The organism is Enterococcus sp. DIV0008, assembly GCF_050542615.1.
Classification (GTDB): Bacteria; Bacillota; Bacilli; order Lactobacillales; family Enterococcaceae; genus Enterococcus_D; species Enterococcus_D innesii.
The window spans coordinates 1,349,939-1,373,318 of record NZ_CP172937.1; the positions used below are offsets into that span (position 1 = coordinate 1,349,939).

At 42.7% G+C, this 23,380-nt stretch carries 19 protein-coding genes, 1 riboswitch and 1 other annotated feature; of the genes, 12 read left to right on the top strand and 7 right to left on the bottom strand.

The window, feature by feature from the left end:
- Positions 1 to 41: 41 nt before the first annotated feature.
- Both proS and IGI84_RS06500 read right to left on the bottom strand, forming a co-directional pair.
- Positions 42 to 1,475, bottom strand: a complete 1,434-nt coding sequence (proS, locus tag IGI84_RS06495) for a proline--tRNA ligase (RefSeq protein ID WP_081118482.1) — start codon at positions 1,473 to 1,475, stop codon at positions 42 to 44.
- Positions 1,476 to 1,516: 41 nt separating this feature from the next.
- Positions 1,517 to 1,721 (bottom strand) — a binding site (T-box leader).
- Between the two features lie 96 nt (positions 1,722 to 1,817).
- On the bottom strand, positions 1,818 to 3,659 hold the full coding sequence (locus tag IGI84_RS06500; RefSeq protein WP_233618938.1) for a hypothetical protein: 1,842 nt from the start codon (positions 3,657 to 3,659) through the stop codon (positions 1,818 to 1,820).
- A gap of 178 nt (positions 3,660 to 3,837) precedes the next feature.
- On the opposite strand from IGI84_RS06500, the gene IGI84_RS06505 reads away from it, so the two are divergent.
- A complete protein-coding gene (locus IGI84_RS06505; protein WP_077453859.1) occupies positions 3,838 to 4,356 on the top strand; it encodes a signal peptidase I in 519 nt (172 codons plus the stop codon).
- 58 nt (positions 4,357 to 4,414) lie between these two features.
- Here the strand turns inward: IGI84_RS06505 and IGI84_RS06510 are convergent, their stop codons facing one another.
- Genes IGI84_RS06510 through IGI84_RS06525 form a run of 4 tightly spaced genes read right to left on the bottom strand, consistent with a single transcriptional unit; the run spans position 4,415 to position 7,649 of the window.
- Positions 4,415 to 5,095: an energy-coupling factor transporter transmembrane component T gene (locus IGI84_RS06510; RefSeq protein WP_081118485.1), complete on the bottom strand. Its 681-nt coding sequence runs from the start codon at positions 5,093 to 5,095 to the stop codon at positions 4,415 to 4,417.
- Positions 5,022 to 6,434, bottom strand: a complete 1,413-nt coding sequence (locus IGI84_RS06515; protein WP_081118486.1) for an ABC transporter ATP-binding protein — start codon at positions 6,432 to 6,434, stop codon at positions 5,022 to 5,024. The genes IGI84_RS06510 and IGI84_RS06515 overlap by 74 nt, the downstream gene beginning before the upstream one ends.
- The gene (locus IGI84_RS06520; RefSeq protein WP_077453856.1) at positions 6,431 to 7,033 is read right to left on the bottom strand and encodes an ECF transporter S component; all 603 of its coding nucleotides are present in this window, start codon (positions 7,031 to 7,033) and stop codon (positions 6,431 to 6,433) included. Before IGI84_RS06520 ends, IGI84_RS06515 begins: the two co-directional genes overlap by 4 nt.
- On the bottom strand, positions 7,026 to 7,649 hold the full coding sequence (locus tag IGI84_RS06525) for a YkoF family thiamine/hydroxymethylpyrimidine-binding protein (protein ID WP_081118487.1): 624 nt from the start codon (positions 7,647 to 7,649) through the stop codon (positions 7,026 to 7,028). The genes IGI84_RS06520 and IGI84_RS06525 overlap by 8 nt, the downstream gene beginning before the upstream one ends.
- A gap of 94 nt (positions 7,650 to 7,743) precedes the next feature.
- Positions 7,744 to 7,843: riboswitch (TPP riboswitch) on the bottom strand.
- A 323-nt stretch (positions 7,844 to 8,166) separates the two neighbouring features.
- Between IGI84_RS06525 and IGI84_RS06530 the strand changes: the two genes are divergently transcribed.
- Both IGI84_RS06530 and IGI84_RS06535 read left to right on the top strand, forming a co-directional pair.
- Positions 8,167 to 9,711: a metal ABC transporter solute-binding protein, Zn/Mn family gene (locus IGI84_RS06530; RefSeq protein ID WP_081118488.1), complete on the top strand. Its 1,545-nt coding sequence runs from the start codon at positions 8,167 to 8,169 to the stop codon at positions 9,709 to 9,711.
- Between the two features lie 66 nt (positions 9,712 to 9,777).
- On the top strand, positions 9,778 to 10,788 hold the full coding sequence (locus IGI84_RS06535) for a plasmid pRiA4b ORF-3 family protein (RefSeq protein WP_081118489.1): 1,011 nt from the start codon (positions 9,778 to 9,780) through the stop codon (positions 10,786 to 10,788).
- A 92-nt stretch (positions 10,789 to 10,880) separates the two neighbouring features.
- On the opposite strand, the gene IGI84_RS06540 is transcribed toward IGI84_RS06535, so the two are convergent.
- Positions 10,881 to 11,996: an NAD(P)/FAD-dependent oxidoreductase gene (locus IGI84_RS06540; RefSeq protein ID WP_081118490.1), complete on the bottom strand. Its 1,116-nt coding sequence runs from the start codon at positions 11,994 to 11,996 to the stop codon at positions 10,881 to 10,883.
- A 118-nt stretch (positions 11,997 to 12,114) separates the two neighbouring features.
- Between IGI84_RS06540 and recQ the strand changes: the two genes are divergently transcribed.
- The 9 genes from recQ to IGI84_RS06585 all read left to right on the top strand — a co-directional run bounded on the left by recQ (position 12,115) and on the right by IGI84_RS06585 (position 23,371).
- Positions 12,115 to 13,881, top strand: a complete 1,767-nt coding sequence (gene recQ, locus IGI84_RS06545) for a DNA helicase RecQ (protein WP_081118491.1) — start codon at positions 12,115 to 12,117, stop codon at positions 13,879 to 13,881.
- Positions 13,882 to 13,938: 57 nt separating this feature from the next.
- Complete coding sequence (locus IGI84_RS06550; protein WP_430600930.1) at positions 13,939 to 14,358, top strand: GNAT family N-acetyltransferase; 420 nt, start codon at positions 13,939 to 13,941, stop codon at positions 14,356 to 14,358.
- Positions 14,359 to 14,415: 57 nt separating this feature from the next.
- Complete coding sequence (locus tag IGI84_RS06555; protein WP_081118493.1) at positions 14,416 to 15,156, top strand: MurR/RpiR family transcriptional regulator; 741 nt, start codon at positions 14,416 to 14,418, stop codon at positions 15,154 to 15,156.
- A 359-nt stretch (positions 15,157 to 15,515) separates the two neighbouring features.
- Positions 15,516 to 17,660: a glycoside hydrolase family 3 N-terminal domain-containing protein gene (locus tag IGI84_RS06560; RefSeq protein ID WP_220426159.1), complete on the top strand. Its 2,145-nt coding sequence runs from the start codon at positions 15,516 to 15,518 to the stop codon at positions 17,658 to 17,660.
- Between the two features lie 223 nt (positions 17,661 to 17,883).
- Complete coding sequence (locus IGI84_RS06565; protein ID WP_200125038.1) at positions 17,884 to 18,885, top strand: LacI family DNA-binding transcriptional regulator; 1,002 nt, start codon at positions 17,884 to 17,886, stop codon at positions 18,883 to 18,885.
- Positions 18,886 to 18,898: 13 nt separating this feature from the next.
- The gene (locus IGI84_RS06570) at positions 18,899 to 19,816 is read left to right on the top strand and encodes an ROK family protein (RefSeq protein WP_232845359.1); all 918 of its coding nucleotides are present in this window, start codon (positions 18,899 to 18,901) and stop codon (positions 19,814 to 19,816) included.
- Between the two features lie 57 nt (positions 19,817 to 19,873).
- Positions 19,874 to 20,821 (top strand): ABC transporter permease, encoded by a 948-nt coding sequence (locus IGI84_RS06575; RefSeq protein ID WP_081118497.1) that lies wholly within the window; start codon positions 19,874 to 19,876, stop codon positions 20,819 to 20,821.
- A 12-nt stretch (positions 20,822 to 20,833) separates the two neighbouring features.
- Positions 20,834 to 21,709, top strand: coding sequence for a carbohydrate ABC transporter permease (locus tag IGI84_RS06580; protein WP_077453844.1), 876 nt, complete (start codon positions 20,834 to 20,836; stop codon positions 21,707 to 21,709).
- Positions 21,710 to 21,727: 18 nt separating this feature from the next.
- On the top strand, positions 21,728 to 23,371 hold the full coding sequence (locus tag IGI84_RS06585) for an ABC transporter (protein ID WP_081118498.1): 1,644 nt from the start codon (positions 21,728 to 21,730) through the stop codon (positions 23,369 to 23,371).
- Positions 23,372 to 23,380: the final 9 nt, after the last annotated feature.

A 23,380-nucleotide genomic window follows, 5' to 3' on the forward strand; every position in this document is an offset into this window, starting at 1 on the left:
AACGAAGCAGCCTTTTCAATTCTGGCTGCTTCGTTTTTCTATTAGTATGCGCGGGCGATCCAAACGGTATGCTTGGCAGGTTTGCCGCTGACGATATCGACTGTTTTTTCAATTGGTGCTTCAAACGGAATGTTCCGGGTAGTAAAGCCGGTTTCTTCTTTGATTTTCGCTTCCGTTTCTTCCGAGCCGTCCCAACCGATCAAGACAAAGCCAGTGACTTTTTCTTCTTGTTTGCACGTTTCGATATGTGCTTTTAGTTCATCTAATGTATCGATGTTGGTGTACTCATTTTCTTTGTTCCGTTCCTTCGCCGCTTGCAATAAGCGTGGGGTCATTGCGTGCAGTTCTTGATCAACGAAGGCTTCTAAGTCCTCAAGAGCCACCGTTTGCTTGTCAGCCAGGTCGCGGACTTTGACCATCACTTTGCCAGCTTCTAAATCTCTTGGGCCACATTCGATTCGCAAGCAAGCGCCTTTTAGTTCCCATTCGTTGAACTTATAGCCAGATGAGTTATCAGAATCATCCAAACGAACACGAATGCCCTTGGCTTTAAAGTTGCCATACAGTTCTTCTAATTTTTCTAAGATGGCTGGATTCTTTTTCCAAGGACCGACTGGTAACAACACAACTTGGGTTGGTGCAATGGTTGGTGGGAAAACTAAACCATTTTCATCGCCATGGGTCATGATCAAGGCACCCAACAAGCGGGTAGAGACACCCCAAGAGGTTGTGTGGGCATGGGTATGCTTGTTTTCTTTCGTTAAATACGTAATATCAAATGCTTCAGCAAATTTTGTCCCCATGTAGTGGCTGGTTCCTGCTTGGACTGCTTTACCGTCTTTCATCATCGCTTCGATTGAATAAGTATCAACTGCTCCAGCAAAACGCTCAGAAGGGGTTTTTTGTCCGCGATAAACAGGGATCGCTAGGAATTCTTCGCAAAGGCGGGCATATTCATCTAAGACTTTCATGGTGCGTTGACGTGCATCTTCTTCATTTTCATGAGCGGTATGACCTTCTTGCCATAAAAACTCTGAGGTACGCAAGAAAGGCAATGTTTTCTTTTCCCAACGAAAGACGTTTGCCCATTGATTGATTTCATAAGGCAGGTCACGGTAGGAGTTGATCCAATCAGAAAAGGCAGAGCCAATCATGGTTTCTGAGGTTGGTCGCAAGGCCAAAGGTTCTTCCAATTTTTCATTGCCGACTTCTGTGACCCATGGCAATTCAGGCGCAAACCCTTCAATATGATCGGCTTCTTTCATAAAGAAATTTTGCGGAATCAGCATTGGGAAGTACGCATTGCGAATGCCCTCTTTTTTCAAGAATCGATTGAACTCTTCTTGGATGTGCTCCCAAAGTTCGAAGCCGTCAGGACGGAAAATAATGGAGCCTTTCACTGGGGAGTAAGCCATCAATTCGGCTTTTTGGATCGTTTGAATATACCATTCTGTAAAATCATTTTTTTGTGTCATTCTTTTTCCTCCTTAAAAAAATAAAAAAGCATCTCGTCCTAAAAAAGGACGAAATGCTTGGATTTCGCGGTACCACCTTTGTTGATTATCGATAGGGATAATCCAACTCGTAAAGGATAAGGCCTTTCCACCGACCGTTTTGCGGTCATTGCCATTGGGTAGGTTCATTTTATCAGTGGGTATCGATTTTTCAGCTGCCATCGACTCTCTAAGACCATTATAAAACTACTATTCCAATGCTTGTTGCTGTTCTTTATCATGCTAAAGCGAAAAAGCGAAAAAAGCAAGAGTTTTTTCGCTTTTTCTTAAAAACGCTCCTTTAAGACTAATGTAGCAAGACGGTCAGTCGAAAGACAGCGGATCTATCTTCGCCCTAAGTGTCAAATGCAAGAGGTGTAGCCCGTCAGTTTCTTCGATCCGGATACTTCCTTGGTAGGCTAAACAAAGTTGTTCGAGCATTTGTATGTCAGCCTGCATCGCCTGTCGTTTGGTTTCATTGTTCTGTAGTTTTTCTGCTTCTTCATTTGAGAGAAGCGGCATTTGGCAGTCGATATGCAACTGGCCGTTCGTGTCATTCACCCTCAACGCGAGTCTTCGCTTTTGAGGATCAGTGACCGCACAAGTGTATCGGATGGCGTACTCTAGGCAATGAGCGATCAAGGATAGACGATCATTTTCCTCCAATTGTTCCAGTGGTTCTATGATGCCATCACAGGCAAAGGTGATTCTTTTTTGAGTAGCTGTGTGTTGATAATTAGTAATCAGCATCGTTGTGAGTGATTCTTTTTCAACGGATGGACGTGTTAGCTGTTGTTTGATCTGTTCTTCGATCTCACAAAGACCTTCGTACGCCGCTGCCAATTGTTGATCTTCCAACATGTCCTTGACTGTATGAGTTCTTTTTTTGATGGCTTGCAAAACTTGTTGCATTTTTAATGATTGTTCTGGGTTATTCGCTTGCTGTTTCTCATAAAGACGGAGTTTGATATCTGCCGTATCGATCCGCTTGTTTTTGCCTTCGCTGGAAAAAAAGAGTTCAAGAAAGCCGTAACAAGTAAAGATGATAATTAGTAAGAAAAAGATGATCGAACGCCAATTGACATCAGATTGTGGCAAAACTAAAATATCCTGAATATACAAGAAACAATGACCGATAGCCGCAACGACGATCCAAGGCGCACAAATGACAAAAAATGGATTTTTTTTCAATGCTTCATAAATCGCCGCAAAAGAAGTAACAAAGGTGCTGGTGATATTCAGTAAAAACATGTAATTCATGATAGTGGGTAAACTTTTTGTTTGAAAAAGAGCGAAAAGGATCGCAAAGAGACCGAAGGAGTAATGAAAATATAACCATTTCTGGTAATACTTACGAACAAAGTGCATGTTTGTACAGTAAAACCCAATCAGAAACATTGGCGTAATGATAGAAAGAATATTTAACATCGCAGAATTCACGATTGGAGGAAACAGTAGTCCACCAAGCATATCGCTAAAGCCTGCTTCCAAACCTGCAGTTAAAGCAAAACCACTGAATAGGATAGAAGACAATTTAAGCTTTCGTTGATTGATAAAAGAAACGATGACATAAAACAAGTTGATGATACAAATAAATCCTGTAAATAAGAGGATATAGATATTTAAAATTGACAGACTGAAGACATAGCCGATCAGTGCATTTGCAGGTCCAAAAAAGACTTCGGCGGGAAAGCCGGAATAGGTGTCAAAAGGGCTAGTTACGTATATTTTTAATGTCTTACCAACGTAATCCTCAGGCAAGGTAATAAAGGCCAGTGTTTTACCTGGATGGTTGAGAGTCAATGGATCATTTGGCTTCTCGTTGGTGTAAATTTCTTGATCATCGAGATAGACGGTCATGTGTTGGTGGTCGCCAATTAGCAACATCGTAGGGTATTTATAATCATTGGTCATTTTTCGCTTCATCACAAAACGATCATTGGCTTTCACACTAGGTAAATGTTTCACATAACGACTAATAAAAGTTGATTCGGGATTGTCCTCGGCATAGAAAATCCAATCTTCCTTTTTCTCCACTGCATGGATATCAGAAGTTGGGAATAAAAAAAGAACGAGAAAAAAGACGATACTTCCCAGTAAAAATAGAACCAGAAGGATGAAGGGGATCCAACGTTTTAAAAACAATTTGTTATTTAAAAAAGGCATGTTTTTTCTCCTCTGTTTTTTAATCGCCTTTAGCATAATATATATGATTAAATAAAGTCAAATAATAATAGACAGAGTTGCGTATAAAAATTCAATGAATCGTTTTTAAATATTTGAAAAAAAAAGAATTATGTTATAGAATCATTAAATAAACTGAAGCTTAGAAGGAGAGGAAAGAATGAAGCTTTTTCCAAAACAAAGTATCATGCTCTCACTTTTTGTTCTGATGTTCATGCTGCTATCTGTCTTAACTGTTGTAATACCGCATGCATTTGGTTTCACAATGGCTATTGTTACGAGTGATGCAATGGAACCGACATACTCTAAAGGAACGCTGCTTTTTGTAAAAAATGCTTCAGAAGATAATTTAGTGGTTGGCAACGAAGTAACGTATTATGTCGATCAAGGTAGACAAATGCGGACCCGGCGAATCGTTGCGGTTGCGGAAAACCAATCAGTACTGTACACCATTGGCGACAATCAAAACCAGATGGAGCCAAAAGAAATTCAAAAAAGCCAAGTGATTGGCCAGCCGATTTTTTATATCCCAAAAGTTGGGGCTTGGTTGAATCAAACGACGATCCAGCTGTTTAAAAACATGTATCTGCTTTTCGCCTTGTATATTTTAGCAACGACCTTGTTCGTCACGTTTTATCAAATAAAATCTGGTTCAGTAAAAAAGACGATCACTTCTTAATATATAAACAAAGACAAAGAAACGTCAGGGTTTCTTTGTCTTTTTCTCTCTTTATTGATTATAGGATGAGTGTCCCCCCCATTCCCATTACCAGGCATAAGGATAGAAATAGTGCATCCATGAAAGTGATGCGAAAGGTATTTGCGTAAGTTCGCTTGGCTTCGCTGTCAAAACCTCTTGAAAGCATGGCAGTCGCCAATAATTCAGACCAACGAATCGATTTGACCAATAAAGGGATTAGCATTTTAAATGAAAACGGATTGACCGAGATTCCTCTGGAACGCATGCTATTACGGATATTCTGATACTCTGCTGGAATAATGGGAGCAATTTGAAACGCAGCCAGTAGACCGTAGGCAAAAACGGCAGGCAGACGCAGCTGTTGCTGCAGTGAATAAATCAATTCATTGATCGTGGTGGATACACTGAAGGAGCTTCCTAGAATGCCAAAGCAATAGATACGGCTTGCCATATCAAGACCATAGCGAATAGCTGCTGCGGAGGAAGGACCGCCTTGATTGCCTTGGTAATAAAGGAGTCCAGTGAAAAAAACCCCTGTAGCTGCCAATGTCAATGCAGAAAAGAGCAAAAGACTTTTTTTCAAGGAGCGTTCGTTTATAGTAATACCAAAGAACAGGACCGAGAGCAGCAGGTTTAATCTGAAATTATTTTGAAAAGAAACCAGTAAGGCGAGCCCTAAAATGGCGAATAATTTGACTGTTGGATTTAGCGTGCGCATCTGCATCCTCCTTTTCATAAAGATTAAAATCAATGATTTGGGAGCAGAACTGTTGCAATAACAAGATATCATGGCTAACGATCAAAACTAACGTGCCAGTGGTTGCTTTTTCGGCTAATAGCTGCATGATCTGCCAAGCTTGTTTGATATCTTGACCATAGGTCGGTTCGTCCACGAGCAGCAAGTCGACCGGGCGTTGCAGTAAAGAGGCAACAGCCAAGCGCCGTTGCTGTCCTTGACTCAGTCGAAAAGGTGACTGAGTGCTCTTATTTTGCAGGCGTAATTTTGCTAGTAGCTTTTCGCTCTCGGTCGGGGCGCTACCTTGGCTAAGCTCTTGGGCAACGGTGGCAGCCAAAAATTGGTCTTGCGGATTTTGCATGATCCAACTGATGGAGCGAAAAGGTGACGGATACTTCTTGATTGGTTGACCTGCCAAGAGAATATCCCCTTTGTAGGCATGCTGCTGCAAAATAGCTTTTAAAAACGAAGATTTGCCACTGCCGCTGCGTCCAGTGATCCCAATCAGCGTGCCTCCATCAAATGCAAAATTGGGAAAAACAATCTCATGGTTGCGGATCGGTAATCGGAATTGCTGAAAAGATAGCCGTTTTTTGTTAGAAGACGACTTGATTTTTGCAAGCGGCAGTGTCTTTCGCATGTGTTGATCAAGGTCACGGATCGCTGCTTGATCGATCGTTCTGAAACCTTCTTCAATCAATAGCCACTCATCGACCCAGTTAGCAGTCTCTTTGATTTGATGGTCGATCAATAAAATACCAATGGCTTTCTTTTGTTGAATGTGCTGCAGTTTTCGGATGACTTTTTTGCTGGTGTCCGCATCCAAATTCGCAAAGGGCTCATCCAAAAGCAAGTATTGGCTTTCTAGGATCAAACAGCAAGCCAATGCGGCTAACTGTTTTTCACCCCCAGACAAGGTCGTGAAAGGTTGATCTGCAAGATGAGTGATCTCGCAAAATGCCAAAGCGTCAGCCACTTTGTTTGGCATGTCTTTTTGGGGGATACATTGATTCTCTAAACAAAAAAGCAGCTCTTCTCGAGGTGTTGCCATACAAAACTGCATGTCAGGATTTTGAAACAATAAGCTGACGGTCGTGCTTCTTTCCCGAATGGAAAGCTGGTTCATCGTTTGGCCGTCAATCGTATACGTCCCTCCATCAAACCCCTTCTCGTTGAGTCCCGCTAAGAGATGGAAAAGGGTGCTTTTCCCTGATCCTGAAGCACCATAAATTCCCTTTGTTTCACCAGGGGCCAAAGACAGAGTCAATTCAAGTCGCTTTTGATCCACCAAAAAACAGCCGTTTTTTACTAACAGACTCATACGATTTCCCGTTGGACGGTGATCGTTTGATCGTTAGCGATAGGGTAACTGTTGAGGACTCCCATTCGTGCCAGATGGTCACAGACGATCTTCACCAAAAAGGCTGAAAAGAACAACGAAGAAAGCAAGCGAATAAGAAAGATCGCCAACAGCAACTGCCATTGCAAGTCAACGAAATTTGATCGAAGAATTCCCCAAAGAAAACTCGTGATCGTGGCGCCCACGGCTCCAGTAACTAAAGGAAACCAGCCATAGCGGCGGTAGCGGCCTAATGCAAAGCCGGCCTCGGTTCCAATCCCTTGTACAAAACCACTAATAAAAATAATAGGTCCATAAAAATTCCCCATAAACACTTCTAAAAGAGCCGCAATCATTTCAGTGATCGTAGCTGCCCCCGGCTTACGTAGCACATATCCGGCAAAAGCTGCCGCCATGAACCAAACACCAAAGATAAACTCATTGGCTAAGACAGATAAACCAAAGGGGGTTAGAAGTGTCCCTAATAGCAATCCGAAATGGACAGCCCCAAGATAGATCACGCCAAAAATCAGCGAAGCAATTCCTACCATGATGACATCTTTCAACGCCCACTTAGTCATGTGGCATCGCCTCCTTTTTTGAAGGGCTATTGACTGAAACCGTCGCTTCCAGAACATAGTGGGGAAGATGGTCATGGGCATAAGCTAATGCGGCTTCAAAATAAGCAAAGAGTTGACTTGCTGATCCCGTCAGCATCGTCACATAGTGAGCGGAACGAGGGCTCAAGCCATGAGTTTCTGCCAGCTGGACGATCGTGGCGATTTCTTCCATATAATGATTTTCGCCAAATACATAAAACGAATATTTGCAATCAACCAAAAAGTCACCATTCGCAAGGTTCTTTCCTTTATTGGGTTGCGCCTGTTCGCCATTCAAAAACGTGTCCCCCGCAGTGTCCCCGGGGCAGCCCTTGGAAAAGGTAAACTCACCCACGAGGTGTGTCTTGGATTCGTAGGCGTTGATAAATAGCGCTGCTGCTGCGTCTAGGACACTGGGCGCTTCCCCACGAAAAAGGGTGCTAAACAGGTCGGTTTGCTGCCAAACAGCACTCGTATTCGTTTTTTCGATACTTGTTAAAATTTGTTGCGCGAAATGGTCTTTCATTGGGTACAAGCTCACCCGGCACCCCGTGATATCGATTCCATCTTTTGCACAGACGATTGGTTTATTTGACATTTTTCTCTTCTCCTCTCGATTGTTTTTCTGTCTACAAAAAAAGCGTTCCTCCTTTTTCTATCCACACGTAGACAGAAAAAATGGGAACGCGAAAAATCATGCGCTGCCACTTCCCTACGTTGGTACTAACCAAATCAGGTTCTAAGGGACCAGACATACGTCTATCTCAGCATAAAGCGCCCCTAGTGGATAATCTTCTATTCAATTACCCCTCGAGTGTAGCATAGGAGGCGACAAAGGACAATAGATAGTGACTTTTGCAAATCGCTCGATTCCGACGAATCAAAGGAGTTACTTAGCGATCCTTCCGTGATATCAGCAGTGGTACATATGAAGGTTTTTACATATAAAAAAACATCTAAAAAAGAAGTTGACAGGATTAAAATAGTTGTGTAAAGTATAAAACCGATGGTAAAACGTAAACGTTACGTTTTGTTTTTATAAATCGTAATTGATTTATCAACGTTTTTCCAAAGGGAAGAAAAAGAGGAAAATAAAAAGGAGTGTATTTTCAAAAATGAAGAAGTTTTTTAAAATAACTATGTTATCTGCTGTGGCCCTGACTTTGGCTGCTTGTGGACAAGGAGGATCTGATGCGACCGAGCAATCAGGAAACGCCTCCTCTGAGAATGAACAAATTCAGGTCATGGCTACGTTTTATCCGATGTATGATTTTACTCGTCAAGTTGTAGGGGATGAAGGGGAGGTTGAATTATTGATGCCCGCGGGCACTGATTCCCACGATTATGAACCTTCCGCAAAGGACATGGCAAAGATCCAAGATGCGGATGTCTTTGTCTACAACAATGAAAATATGGAAATGTGGGTTCCTTCGATTGAAGCCACATTAAATGATGGAGACGTGACAGTGGTCAAAGCCACCGAAGGAATGGTCCTGTTACCCGGTGACGATGATCACGACCACGATCATGACCATGATCATGGCGATGATGGTCATTCTCATGAATTAGATCCCCATGTCTGGTTAGCCCCAAGCTTAGCCATGAAACAAGTAGAGGCGATCCGTGACCAGCTGAGTGAGGCTTATCCAGCGAAAGCGGCAGCCTTTGCTGAAAATGCGGCGAATTATTTGGCACAGTTACAAGACCTCCATGAATCATATGAAGAAGCGTTCAGCAATCCAGCGCAAAATCATTTCGTGACCCAACACGCTGCTTTTGGTTATTTAGCTTTGGAGTATGGGCTAACGCAAGTGCCAATCTCAGGTCTTTCACCAAGTGAAGAGCCTTCCGCTTCACGAATCGCAGAACTAAAAGAGTTCGTCCAAGAAACAGGCATTCAAACGATCTATTTTGAAGAAAACGCCAAAGACAGCATTGCCCGAACGTTAGCGTCAGAAGCAGGCGTCGAATTGGCTGTTTTGAATCCATTAGAAGGGTTGACCCAAGAACAGATGGACAACGGGGAAGACTACATTTCGATTATGGAACAAAACCGTGATGCTTTGAGAAAAACCACCGATGTTGCAAATGACAAAGAAATGGCTGAAGCTGAAAAAGAAAAAACAGTTTATAACGGCTATTTTGAGGATGCCGACGTACAAGACCGTGCTTTATCTGACTGGGCAGGAGATTGGCAATCCGTTTATCCATTTTTACAAGACGGAACACTGGACCAAGTATTTGATTATAAAGCAAAAATGGACAAGAAAATGACGGCTGACGAATACAAAGAATATTACACGACTGGTTATCAAACAGATGTTGCTCAGATCAAGATCACAGACAACACAATGACATTTATTTTCGATGATGGTACCGAGAAAGAAGCAAATTATGTGTATTCTGGCAAAGAGATCTTGAACTACTCAGCTGGCAATCGTGGTGTGCGCTTCTTATTTGAAAGCACCGATGAAGATGCGGCATTCAAATATATCCAATTTAGTGACCATATGATCGCTCCTGGCGCATCCCATCATTTCCATATCTACTTTGGTAACGAGAGTCATGAAGCGTTACTAGAGGAAATGGAACATTGGCCGACCTATTATCCAACGGGGATGAGCGGATTAGAAATTGCACAGGAAATGCTCTCCCATTAAAAAAAAGATTGACAATCCTCGCTCTTTTCGTCAAAGTAAACTTGATAGGAAGGAGCGAGAATTTTTTTGGAAAAAACATTGAAGAAATTAGCGAAAGTGATTGACCGCATGATGGATCACGTTGATTTGTATGGCGGACCTAGTGTGGTTAGTGACGACGATCTTGAACATTACTTAGATCCTGTTTTTTACTTGATCTTTTGTACGGAAAAAGAGGGCGGCATGCCCAAGTTAAAAGACAAAGCCTTCATTGAGTGGGTATATACAGATATGCTTCCCCATGAAGTACCGTACAGTTTAAATTTTCTTCCGTTTGCCAAAACAGCCATTGAAGACTTTTATTACTGCATGTACAAAGAAAAGCACATCACCAAATCGCAATACCAAGAAATCGCCTTTGTATTGGCTGAAAAACAACCTATCTTTTTCGCACGGATGTCCAAACCACAGTTTTGGTCAGCTGAAAAGAAAGAAGCGATGTTAGCGATGATTCAAGACACCGATCCCGAAGAACATGAACTATTGCCCATTGATGACCCGCGTATTGCTGCAATCTCGCCAAAAATCGTCCCATTCCCAACGAAACATACGGCTTTTGATGACACGGCGGATACGCCGGTCGCCTATCAAGTTCGTATTGATTTAGAAGGATACCGTCCGCCAATTTGGCGTCGTTTGATCATTCCTGCAGGAGTGACCTATGAGCAGTTGCATATGTTGATCCAGATTGCCTTTGAGTGGATGAATCAACATTTGTACTTGTTTATTGCCGGTTCGAAATCGATCGGCTTAGGCAATTCCGTTCCAACCGATGCGTCCGGTATTGACCAAGATTTTCAGTATTGCAAGTCCATGACCTACATTTATGATATGGGGGCAGATTGGACGCATAAGATCAAAATTGAAAAAGTGTTGACCGCAGAAGATCACCCAGATCCCGTCGTTCCAGTTTGTATCAAAGCTGTTGGCGATGTCCCGATCGAAGATGCCTTTGATGATGATATGCGAGAACCACTGGATCGTGAGATCATCAATGAAGTCTTACTCGATTATTGGGAAACTGGAGAATATGTTTAGCTAGTAGCTAGAAATTGTCCGTAATTTTATAAGAATCAAACAACAAAACCACCAGACCGTAACGATTCTGGTGGTTTTTTAGCAGTTTCCTGTTAAAGGCGTTTCTTGATATATTCTGTCATCGGCTTGGTGTAAATTGAGAAATCTGTTGGTTGAGTGTGCGTATCATTAATCCGATTGGCTAGCAGATAACCAATATAAGGCCCGGTCGTTAACCCAGAAGAACCAAGTCCACTGGCGGCGAACAAATTTGCTTCATCAGGCACTTCCCCAAAGAAAGGTGCAAAATCAGAGGTGTAAGCACGTGTGCCGACTCGCATAGTCATTGGCGTTGCAAAGAGTGCTTCGGGGTCTTCAAGAAAAGCACCGATTCCTGTCATCAATTGCTGTTTGGCAGCTTCCGTAGGCGTTAAATCCCAACCCGCATCGTTTTCATGGGTGGCTCCTAGTAAAATTTGACCATTAGAGAAGGGAATCAAGTCACCTTCACCCTCTAGCATGGCGACCGGCCAACTGTTTGTCGGCAGGTTGGTGGCAAAGGAAAGCAACTGGCCTTTTTGTGGACGGATATCGACCTGATAACCTAAAGGTGATAATAAGTCTAGCAATCCCGGTCCAGCTGTCAGGCAAAGAATCTCGGTTTCAAGAAAGTGATCCTTGGTTTTGATTTGCCAATGGTTGTCGTTTCTGACGACCTCAGCTTTTCCTTCAATAAAAGTCACTTGTTGCTGCTGAGCGTTTGCTTTTAAGTGGGCAAGATAAGCCTGACCATCTAAGCGGCCACCGCCTGTGATTCGTAAAGAGGGCATTTCTTTTAGTAACGGCAATGCCTCTTTGGTTTGTGGGCCCGTCAGTAAGTCGATTTCGCCGATTTCTGGTGCCGCTTTACGTCGATTTTCAGCTAATTCTGCCAGTTCTTGAAGCGCCTTTTCTGGTCGCACCACCAAAGTGCCACAGGGGGCATAGATGGATTCATCTAAAGCAAAATCCCGTACCAATTTCGGGAAGAAAGCGGCGCCGTCTTGTGCTAACTGGTACCATTTTTTATTGCGCCGTTTGGATAGCCAAGGGGAAATGATGCCAGCGCTGGCAGATGTTGCTTGACCGATGAGGGAATCAATGACAGTCACGTCAAATTTGGTTTTATCAAGATAATTGGCGAGGGTCAAACCGATGATCCCACCGCCGATAATCATAACTTTTTTCATAGTAGAAGACTCCTTTGGTTGATTTCATTGAAAATCGAATAAAAAGCGAAAGTTCTCTTAATGCCGTTTTCTTTGCGTACTTAATTGCGTATAATAAGGAAATGGAAAAGAGGGTATTATGCAAACTATTCAAACAGTCTTAAAAGAACATTTTGGCTATTCACAGTTTCGTGAAGGTCAAGAGACGATTATTCAATCTATTTTAACACAACAAAATGTTTTGGGGATCATGCCCACAGGTGGAGGGAAATCCATTTGTTATCAATTGCCAGCGCTTTTGTTGGATGGAGTGACCTTGGTCATCTCCCCTTTGATTTCATTAATGAAAGACCAAGTAGATAGCCTCGTTGATATGGGGATCCCAGCAGCTTATATCAATTCTTCCTTGACAGGGGCACAGATCAACCAGCGCTTGCAAGAAGCACGCCAAGGGCGGATCAAACTGCTGTATGTTTCGCCAGAACGCTTAGACTCAGAATCTTTCCGCTACTCATTGCGGCAGATGCCGATCGCTTTATTGGCCGTTGATGAAGCCCACTGCATTTCCCAATGGGGCCATGATTTTCGCCCGAGCTATCTGCGACTCGCCGAAACGATCGAAAACTGGGAGCAAAAGCCAACGATTGTTGCCCTTACGGCGACAGCTACACCTAAAGTTGCCGAAGACATTGAAAACTTACTTTCAATTCCTGCTGAAAATCAAGTCAAGACCGGGTTTGCTCGGGAAAATTTGGCTTTTCAAGTTGTCAAAGATCAAAAAGATACCTACATTACGACGTATTTGAAAATGAACCAAGGACAATCAGGTATCATTTATGCCAGCACCCGCAAAGAAGTGGAACGGATCTTTCAGCTGTTGAAACATGAACATGTTTCTGTCGGGTATTACCATGGCGGACTTTCAGAAGAAGAGCGCTCCTTTTTCCAAGAAGAATTTCTTTATGACCGCCTGCAAGTGATGGTAGCGACCAATGCATTCGGGATGGGAATCAACAAAAGCAACGTCCGCTTTGTGATCCATGCCCAGATACCTGGAAATTTGGAATCTTATTATCAGGAAGCCGGGCGTGCCGGACGAGACGGCGAACCCAGTGATGCGATCTTACTATATGCTCCGCAAGACATGCAGATTCAGCAATTTTTTATCGATCAATCCGAATCAGATATTCTTTATCGCCAAAACGAATACTTGAAGTTGCGGGAGATGAGCCAATACGGACATACTCAGCTGTGTTTGCAACGCTATATTTTGCGTTATTTCGGAGAAGATGGACCCGATTGCGGTCGTTGCAGCAATTGTCTCGATGAAAGAGAACAAGTGGATATCACCGTGGATACACAAAAAGTGTTGTCATGTGTGAAACGAATGGGCGAACGCTTCGGGAAAGCCTTGGTGGGGAAAGTGCTGACTGGCTCAGGCGATCAAAAAGTCAAACAGTGGGGCTTTGAAAAATTACCGACTTATGGATTAATGAAAGATTGGTCCCAAAAGGAAGTCACTCAGCTGATCGATTACTTGACAGCCTCCGGGTACCTTTTGCCGTCCGAAGGGCAATACCCTTTGTTAAGTGTGACAAATGCCGGTATCGATGTATTGCTTGGAAAAGCGAAAGTTTATCGAAAACAAACCAAAGTCAAACAGTTAGTGGTTGATGATGAACTGTTCGATCAACTGCGCACCTTACGATTGAATCTCGCACAAGAACAAAACTTGCCACCGTATGTCGTCTTTTCTGATAAGACCCTGCGAGAATTAGCAGAAGTGCAACCAAAAACACCAATCGAATTTTTACAGATCAAAGGTGTTGGGCAAAACAAATTGGATAAATATGGCGATGCCTTTCTTACCTTGCTTTCGGACTACCGAGGGAAGGTAAGCGACTAAAACAAACGGCTTCCTCAGAGATAAAATGCAGAATAACAAAGAAAAGGAGTAAAAATCATGATTGCGATTCGACTGGCGGTAGCAACAGATGAAGACTTCTGGCTTTCATTGGATACCCATTTGCCAAAGGAACGATTCTTCAAAAAGGTAGCTGAACAAACGGCTTATGTCTTGATCGATAATGGACAGCCAATTGGGTTGTTACGCTATAATTTTTTCTGGGATACGATTCCTTTTTGTACGATGCTAGTAATCGCCGAATCCCATCAAGGTAGGGGATTTGGGAAGCGTTTGGTCGATCACTGGGAACAACAGCAAAAAGTAGCAGGGCATGCTCTTTGTATGACGTCCACACAAGTCGATGAAAATGCTCAGCATTTCTATCGAAAATTAGGGTATCAAGATGCCGGCGGTTTGCTTGTGAATTCTCCCGGATTTGAACAACCGATGGAATTATTTCTTGTGAAACAATTGTGATGTTTTTGCTAGCTTGTGGTACATTGATAGGAGAATGAGAAAATAGGAGCGTTTACTATGTCTTTTTTTGGAAAAATCGATTTCAATGAGTTATCAGAGACCGATCGTGCGATTTATCATTATATGTCGAGCCAAAGTGATAAAATTCCCTATATGCGGGTCCGTGAGATCGCGCTTGAATCCCACACCTCAGCTTCTTCTGTTATGCGCTTTATCCGTAAATTAGGGTATGAGAGCTTTACAGAATTTCGTACCCAGTTCAAAGCACCTGAGTTAGAGGCGGTCAGTTTTTTTAGCAGTATGACCGTTTTGGATCCGGAACGCTTCCCGCGAGACATCGAAGGAAAAATCCGGCGAATCGCTGAAAGAATGCTGGTATGTGAGAATATTATATTTTATGGCATCGGTGCGTCAGGTTCAATGTGTGAATATGCTGCTCGCCGTTTTGCTACGATCGGATTTAATAGTTATGCTTTGGTGGATAATACCTATCCAATCTTTGCGAAGCTGAAACATACTTCAGACAATATGATCGTTGTCCTTTCAATTACTGGAACGACCACTGAGATCATTGAAGTGGTCAATGGCTTTCGTAACAATCCTGACTTCACCACGGTAGCGATCACCAGTGACGCCAACAGCACCTTGGGACGGATGTCCGATTACGTCTTGGACTATTCGGTTGATGTAAAACGCATCAACAAATATGAAGATTTGACGACACAAATTCCTTGCCTTTTCTTAGTGGAAGCGTTGTCGGAGACGGTTCGTCAGTTTTCTTTAACAGCAGAAGAATAGGGAACGGATTTTTTGTATGTTTAATCATAAATCAACAAACAGCTTCATTCCATCAAAAGGAAGTTCCTTTGTTGGGATGATCCGGCTGTTTGTTTTTTTATTAGAAACGTGGACGAGACAATGGCGAATGTATCAGGAGATTTGGTGCTATACATATTTGTGGTACACCTTGTACCATGATGATGATTTTTCCTTTCTGCGAAGAGTTGCACCAAAGTATAAAAACAATCTATTTTTGAAAACGTTTTTAATTATACTAAATGAAAGGAATAGACACCATCTTGCTTCTGTCGAGAAGGCGCAAATCCGGCAATTTCGACAAGAAAAAGAAGCGAGCCTAATGATTGGAGAGAAGAATAGTGGAAACCATAAAACTAAAAAAACTAATTGACCGAATGACCTTAGCTGAAAAAGTGGGCCAATTGGTTCAACTAACGCCAGATTTTTTTGCACAAGGGGGAGAAATCACCGGTCCGATGCAGCAATGGCAAATGAGCGAAGAACAATTAGGGACGATTGGTTCAGTGTTGGGAACCCATACTGCTGAACAAGTCTACACGATCCAAACGTCTTACCTAGAGAAAAGTCGGTTAAAAATTCCCCTTATTTTTATGGCAGACGTTATCCATGGATATGAAACGATTTTCCCAATTCCACTGGCCTTAGCATCCTCCTTTGATGCGCAATTAGTGGAAGAAGTCGCAAAAGCCTCGGCAAAGGAAGCGGCAGAAGCGGGTATCCATGTCACGTTTTCACCAATGGCGGATCATGTCAAAGATCCGCGCTGGGGAAGGGTTTTAGAGAGTAATGGAGAAGATCCGACCTTATCTGCGGTGCTGACGGCTGCTTATGTACGAGGGTATCAAGGAACTGCTTCCCTTGCAGAAAATAAACAGCGAATTGCTGCTTGTGTCAAACACTTTGTCGGCTATGGCGCTGCAGAAGGTGGGCGGGATTATCATACGGTCGATTTGTCTGATCTTGAGCTTTACCAAAATTATCTGCCCGCTTTTCAGGCAGCAATTGAAGCTGGTGCAGAATTGGTCATGACTTCTTTTAACACGATCCATGGTGTGCCAGCTACAGCCAATCAACCATTGCTGCAGGATGTATTGCGAGAAAAGCTTGGGTTCGATGGCTTGATCATCTCAGATTGGGCAGCTGTGGCTGAATTGATGGCCCATCGTGTGGCTGCTGATCGAACGGAAGCAGCGAAAAAAGCCTTTACTGCAGGTGTCGAAATGGATATGATGAGTGATTGCTATTTAAATGCACTAGAACAAATCATTGATGCAGATCCTGCTATGAATGAGCAGTTGAATAAGGCGGTTTTTCATGTGTTACATTTAAAGAACAAGCTAGGCCTGTTTGAAGACCCTTATAGAGGGTTAATACCGGAAAACTTAGCACCTAGACTCCTAAAAGAAACCCGTCTGCTTTCACGAGAAGCAGCAAAGAAAACAACGGTTCTTCTGAAAAACCAAGCACTGTTACCGTTGCAAAAAAAGCAAAAGGTCGCATTGATCGGCCCCAAAGCAGCTTCGAAGGATCTTTTGGGGGCTTGGTCGTGGATCGGCAAACCGGAGGCTGCGGTCTCCTTAGCGGAGGGACTTTCTCAAAAAGAAATTGACTTAACTGTCTTATCATATCCTGACGGGGAAATGCTGACGAGCACCTTTATTGATGAGGCGTGTAAAGTTGCTAAAGAAGCTGAGGTTGTTTTATTGGCTATGGGGGAAACTAGCGAGGAAGCGGGAGAAGCGGCAAGTCTGACCAAACTTTCTTTATCAAGAAAGCAAGAAGCATTAGTTGAAGCAGTTAGTCAGGTCAATCCTAAGATCGCAACGATTCTTTTCTGTGGCAGACCACTGGTTTTGACCGCTATCGAGCCTCTTTGTCAAGCCATCATAATTGCCTGGTTCCCTGGATCAGAAGGCGGTAATGCGTTGGCAGATTTGTTGATGGGCGAGTCTGAACCGCAAGGACGTTTAGCTATGAGTTTTCCTCGAGCAGAAGGACAGTTGCCGATGACCTATGCTCAACTCTCAACAGGTCGGCCATTGACAGAAGAGAATAGTGATCAAAAATATATTTCGCGCTATATGGATGAAAAAAACGATCCTCTCTTTTCTTTTGGCGCAGGAATAGGTTATGGACAATGCAAGATTAGCAAGACACAAATCGTTCACCCTGATGAAAAAAATAAACCATTTGAGATCATTTGTACGCTGAAAAATGAGGGAGACAGTCCTCATACCACAACACTTCAATTGTATAGCAGAGACGATGTTACTGAAGTGGCACGACCGATGAGAGAATTAAAGCAATGGCAAAAAATCAATCTTGCTGCTGCTGAAGAAACGCAGCATTCCTTCTATGTTACACCAGAGGATTTTGCTTATGTTCATTCCGATTTCTCGGCAAAAAGTGATCCTGGTACGATTTCTTTATACCTTGGCTTTGCTGCTGCCTCAGCGAAGTTGATTGGGACGCTCACGATTTAAAAGCCTTTCGAGGCTTTTTTTTGTAGGTACAACTTGTACCACGATGGCACAGGTTTCAAGGTGCTGGTACATGCGCCAACTAGTTCTAGAACCATTGTGGGTGAAAACGTTTTTATATATAGTTGGTTTATCGGATGACCAATCTTAGAGTGGTCGTTGATTTTTTTAGCAAAATAAAAACGTTTTTATTTTTGAGAGAAATCGTTCAGGAGGGGAGAATCATTTGACAAATCGAATCACGATTCGGGAAGTGGCAAAGGAGGCAAACGTATCCATTGCGACTGTTTCTAAAGCACTGAACGGTGTCAATGTTGTTCGACCAGCAACGAAAGAACGAGTGCTGGCTGCCGCGCAACGTTTGCATTATGTCCCCAATTTAATGGGCAAACAATTGAAAAACACAAAAACCAAGATGCTTGGTTTTTACACCACTAGCATTAAAGGACCTTACTTTAGCGTATTAGTTGAAGCGATTGCCAGAGAGGCAGAAACGCATGGGTATGCAGTCAACGTCTTCTTATCCACGGATAAACGAGTGGTTTTCAATAGTATTTTAGGGGGGATGGTTGATGGCATTATTGGATTTGAAGATTTTTTAACAGAGCAGGATTTGGCAGCGATGGAAAGAGAACAAATCAAAGCCGTCTTTATCGATCGAAACATTCAAGAGAAGAACTTTGGTAGTGTGGTATTTGATTCCTTCGAAAAAGGAAAAGCTGCTACTAAGTATCTCTTGTCACTAGGACATAAAAAAATCGTTTTTATCAGTGGGATTGCTGGTGTTTATGACAGTGATGAACGCTTAAGAGGGTATTGCGAAGCATTAAAAGAAGCCGGCATCTCTTGGCGCTCGGATTATCAATTGCAGGGATTCTTTGAAGAAGAACGGACGAGAGCCAGCGTGCAGCAGTTTTTGTTAGAGCAAAAAGACTTGCCCACAGCATTTTTGGCAGGGAATGATCTTAGTGCGATCGGAACAGTCAAGGCGATCCACGAAACCAAGTGGCGGGTGCCTGATGATTTCAGCGTGATTGGTTTTGATGGTATTGATCTTTTAGACTATTTTACTCCTCGCTTGACCACAGTGAAAAATCCGATCCAACAGCAAGGGATCACGGCAGTAAAACATTTAGTAGAATTGATTGAGGAAAACGCATTTGGTATCTCCTACGTTTTACCAGGAGAATTGAGTATTAATCAATCGACAAAACAAGTAAATGAATAATGAGGGTGAAGCGATGTTTATTGGAATTGATGTTGGAGGAACGGCTATCAAATATGGTGTGATCTTGAGAACTGGTGAAATTGTAAAGAAAGGACAGATGCCAACGATTCATGAAAAAGAAAATTTTTTGCAGTCTATCGAAGTATTGATCAAATCGCTGCAGCAAGATGCAGTGATCGAAGGTGTCGGTATTAGCGCACCAGGCATTATCCAAAAAGATGGCACGATGATCACGGCAGGATCAATCAAATCCCTGTATGGAATCAACTTGAAGCTAGAATTAGAGGGACGTGTTAAGCTGCCGGTCATTGTTGAAAATGATGCCAATGCGGCGGCGATTGCTGAAAAATGGTTGGGGCACGCACAGACCTGTGAAAACTATCTTTGTCTCGTTGTGGGAACAGGCATTGGGGGCGGGATCATCGTCAACAATCGGCTCTATCGCGGCAGCCATGGTATGGCGGGGGAATTTGGGTGGATGCTGATCGACTCATTGCCTGAACAGGGAAATCTAGAGTCAGTTTCCTTGAACCAACGAGCTGCCATCGTGGGAGGGCTTTGCCATCAATACCAACTGGCACTTCAGCAACTAGGGCGAAGTGATCTGCCCAAAGATGCAATCGAGATTTTCCAGCGAGGAGAACAAGGAGAAGTAGTAGCGAATCAAGTGATTTCACAGTTCTTCCAAGATTTATCAGTGGGCTTACTGAATTTGATCAGTACATTTGATCCCGAGCTGATTTTGGTTGGTGGTGGGGTCAGTGAAAATGATGGTTTCATGACAAGGCTTGAAGAGACCATGAGCCAGCTAAAAGCTCGCCATGAAAGTATTGGTTATTTAGAAGGTCGCACGATTGCACCGATTCAACGAGCAAAATTAAAAAATGATGCTGGTATGATTGGTGCGGTCTATCAATTGATGAACCAATAAAGGAAAGCATGTATTTCCTTTGGGTGAAAAAGTAAGCGTTTTAGAAAGGGTGGAAAAATGGAATCAAAAGGTGTCATGCTAAAAGCAACCCCACAGAAAAGGTCATTTTTGCAAAAACTAAAAAGCCAAAGCTTTTATCAAGCGATGGTTTGGCCAGGTATTCTCTTGATGATCATTTTTAATTTTATCCCACTATATGGGATCGTCATCGCGTTTAAAGATTACTCGGTTCTTGATTCGATCGCAAATGCGGAGTGGGTCGGTACCCAGTATTTTCAAGAGTTTTTTAGTGATTCAATGTTTTGGACGGTGATGAGTAATACACTAGGCATCAGCTTTTTTAAACTGCTGATTGGTTTTCCAGCGGCGATTGGCTTAGCGGTATTGATCAATGAAATCGTTCATGTTCGTTTAAAGAAGGTCGTTCAAACGGTCTCTTATTTGCCCCATTTTCTGTCTTGGGTCATCTTAGGTGGCATGTTTATTACGTGGTTATCTGATACGGGATTGGTCAATAATTTGTTGCTAGGTGTTGGGGTGATCGATGAACCGATCCGTTTCTTGACTGACCCAGAAAAATATTGGGCCATCGCAGTCATTTCCGATATTTGGAAAGAAGTTGGCTGGAATACGATTTTATACATTGCTGCTATGACAGGGATCAATCCAGCTCTTTATGAAGCAGCGAGAATGGATGGTGCCACGAAATTTCAGCAGATCACGCGGATCACGATCCCTTCGATCCGCCATATTATCGCATTGACGTTTGTTTTATCCGTTGGTGGGTTATTGGGTTCAAACCTTGATCAAACACTCGTCTTACAAAATCCTGTCAATTATCAGTCCAGTGAAGTCATTAATTCATTCGTCTATAAAATGGGGATACAACAAGGAGACTTCTCCTATGCGACCGCCGTTGGCCTGTTTGTGTCGGTTGTTTCTTTGATCCTCGTGGTAGGAAGTCATCTTTTGACCAAAAAAATCAGTGATGAATCAGTTTTTTAGAGGAGGGAAAGTATGAAGCAAACATTTTCAAAAGATGAGAAAATATTCAATGTTGCCAATGTGATTTTTATGGTGTTCTTTTTAGCCATCATTGCTTTGCCTTTGTGGAATATCGTCGCGTTATCTTTCAATGATGCGACCGATGCCGCAAGAGGGGGGATCTACTTTTGGCCCCGGAAATTTTCACTAGAAAGTTACTACACCGTTTTTGAAGATTCTGCGATCTATAAAGCCTTTGTCATCTCAGTTGCAAAAACTGTGATTGGTGTTGTGTTGCATACGGCACTGACGGCAATGGTCGCCTACGGGATGAGTCGTAGAAACCTAATGGGACGGAAAATTTATATGAACATGGGGATTTTAACGATGTTCGTTTCTGGAGGGATGATACCCACATTTCTCTTATTTAAGGAACTGGGCTTGTTAAATAATTTTTGGGTCTACATCATACCTGTCTTATTTTCTTTTTACGACATGGTGATTCTGATGAATTTTTTCCGGAGCATTCCATTTTCGCTGGAAGAATCTGCCATGATGGATGGCGCCAATCCTTTTATTATTTTCGTGAAAATCATTTTGCCATTGTCCCTTCCAGTTTTGGCAACCATCGCATTATTTCACGGGGTCTTTCAGTGGAACGATTATATGACGGCTAATATCTACGTTGATGATCGCAGCTTATATCCTTTACAAATGCTGCTATTTCGGATCGTTTCGGAAAATCTATCGCCCGCAGTGGCGACCGGAACCAATGTGGTCAGAAATACGACTTCACAGTCATTGCAATTAGCAACCATGGTCGTCACGACGGTTCCTGTCGTCGTGATCTATCCATTTTTACAAAAGTACTTTATTCAAGGGATGACTCTTGGATCAGTAAAAGAATAGACAAAAGGAGAGAAAAAAATGAAAGCAAGCAAATTATTTTTAGGGATCGGTCTCGCACTTACGTCAACCATAGTATTAGGAGCCTGCGGCAATTCCAATAATGAGTCCAAAGGGGCCGCCGTCGTAGAAGATCTGCCAGAAGCCCGCTTTGAAGCAGATAAAGACACGCCTAGCTGGCAAAAGGACACCGACCATGAAGCTACTTTGAAATGGTATGTCAATTTTGATTGGTATGCTCAGCCGGGTTGGGGCAAAGATACTGTGACGCGAAAAATCAAAGAAGATATGAATATCAATGTCGAATTTATTTCAGGAAATGACGAGAACCTTAATACGATGCTAGCTGGTGGCGATCTTCCAGATATCATGACCTTCGATAAAAACCTGTCTGCTGCAAATGAAGCGACAAAATTTGCCTTGCCATTAAATCTTTTGGCAGAAAAATATGACCCTTACTTCTTAGAACATGCAGCGAAGCCGGAATCTGTTCAATGGTTTACTTTAGAAGATGGCAACATTTATGGATACCCAAGCTTTTCCACGACTGCACAAGATTATGAGGACGGTAATGTAGTAGGAGACCAAGTTTTCATTGTCCGCAAAGATATTTATGAAGCATTAGGGGAACCCGATATGTCGACGCCAGAAGGATTTTTAGATGCATTAAAACAGGCAAAAGAAGCATTTCCGACGGCAGATGATGGTGCAGCTCTAGTCCCATTTGCTTCGACTGCACTAGATATTTCCAATGGCGGGGATGGCGCCTATGGTGGTACTTTGCAAGATTTTCTAAGCATTGCACCAAGTGTTGATGGGCAATTTAATGATCGAGATGCTGATGAGGAGTATATCACGTGGATCGAGACTTTTAGAAAAGCGTACAATGAAGGATACATCACCAACGACCAGTTTTCAGACAATGACAACACGATGAAAGAAAAACTAGGACAAGGGCGATATTTTGCTTACCTGCATACGAATACGAAGGGACTCAATGAGTTTATGTCTGATAATAATGCCCGTAATCCTGAGCAAACTTATATTGCCGTCGATGGTCCAAAAAATTCGAATGGCGATGATTCCACTTTTACTGGCGGAAATATTGGTGGATGGACACAAACCTTTATCACGACGTCGACAAAAGAACCCCAAAAAGCCATGGAACTTTTGACCTATTTAGCAAGTGAGTATGGCACGATGGTCACTACCTTTGGTATCGAAGGGGAAACATACAATCTCGTAGATGGCGTGGTTGAATACTCAGAAGAAACAGAAGCCTTAAGAAATTCGGACATAGCTCGTTTTGACAAGGAAATTGGTTTAGGTTCTTATTGGTTCGTTGGCAATGACAATTACGCCATTCAAATGGGACAAAAACCAGCAACATCGATTCGGCAGATGGTGGAATGGTCGCAAGACAAATTGGCGCCGCGTTTTGAGATCGAAGACATTGATCCTCGCACCGGTTCTGAAGCAAGAAATCTCACTTCCATCAACACAGCAAGAGTGCAAGCGTTGGTCAGCTTTATTCAGGCAGACTCGGAAGAAGCGGGACGTCAGATTTGGGAAGATTACTTACAAGAACGAGAAAACAATGGTTGGTCAGCAATCGTTGATTATCGAAATGAGAAAATCGCTGAAAATATTGAAAAATTAAAATAAAGGTGTGTG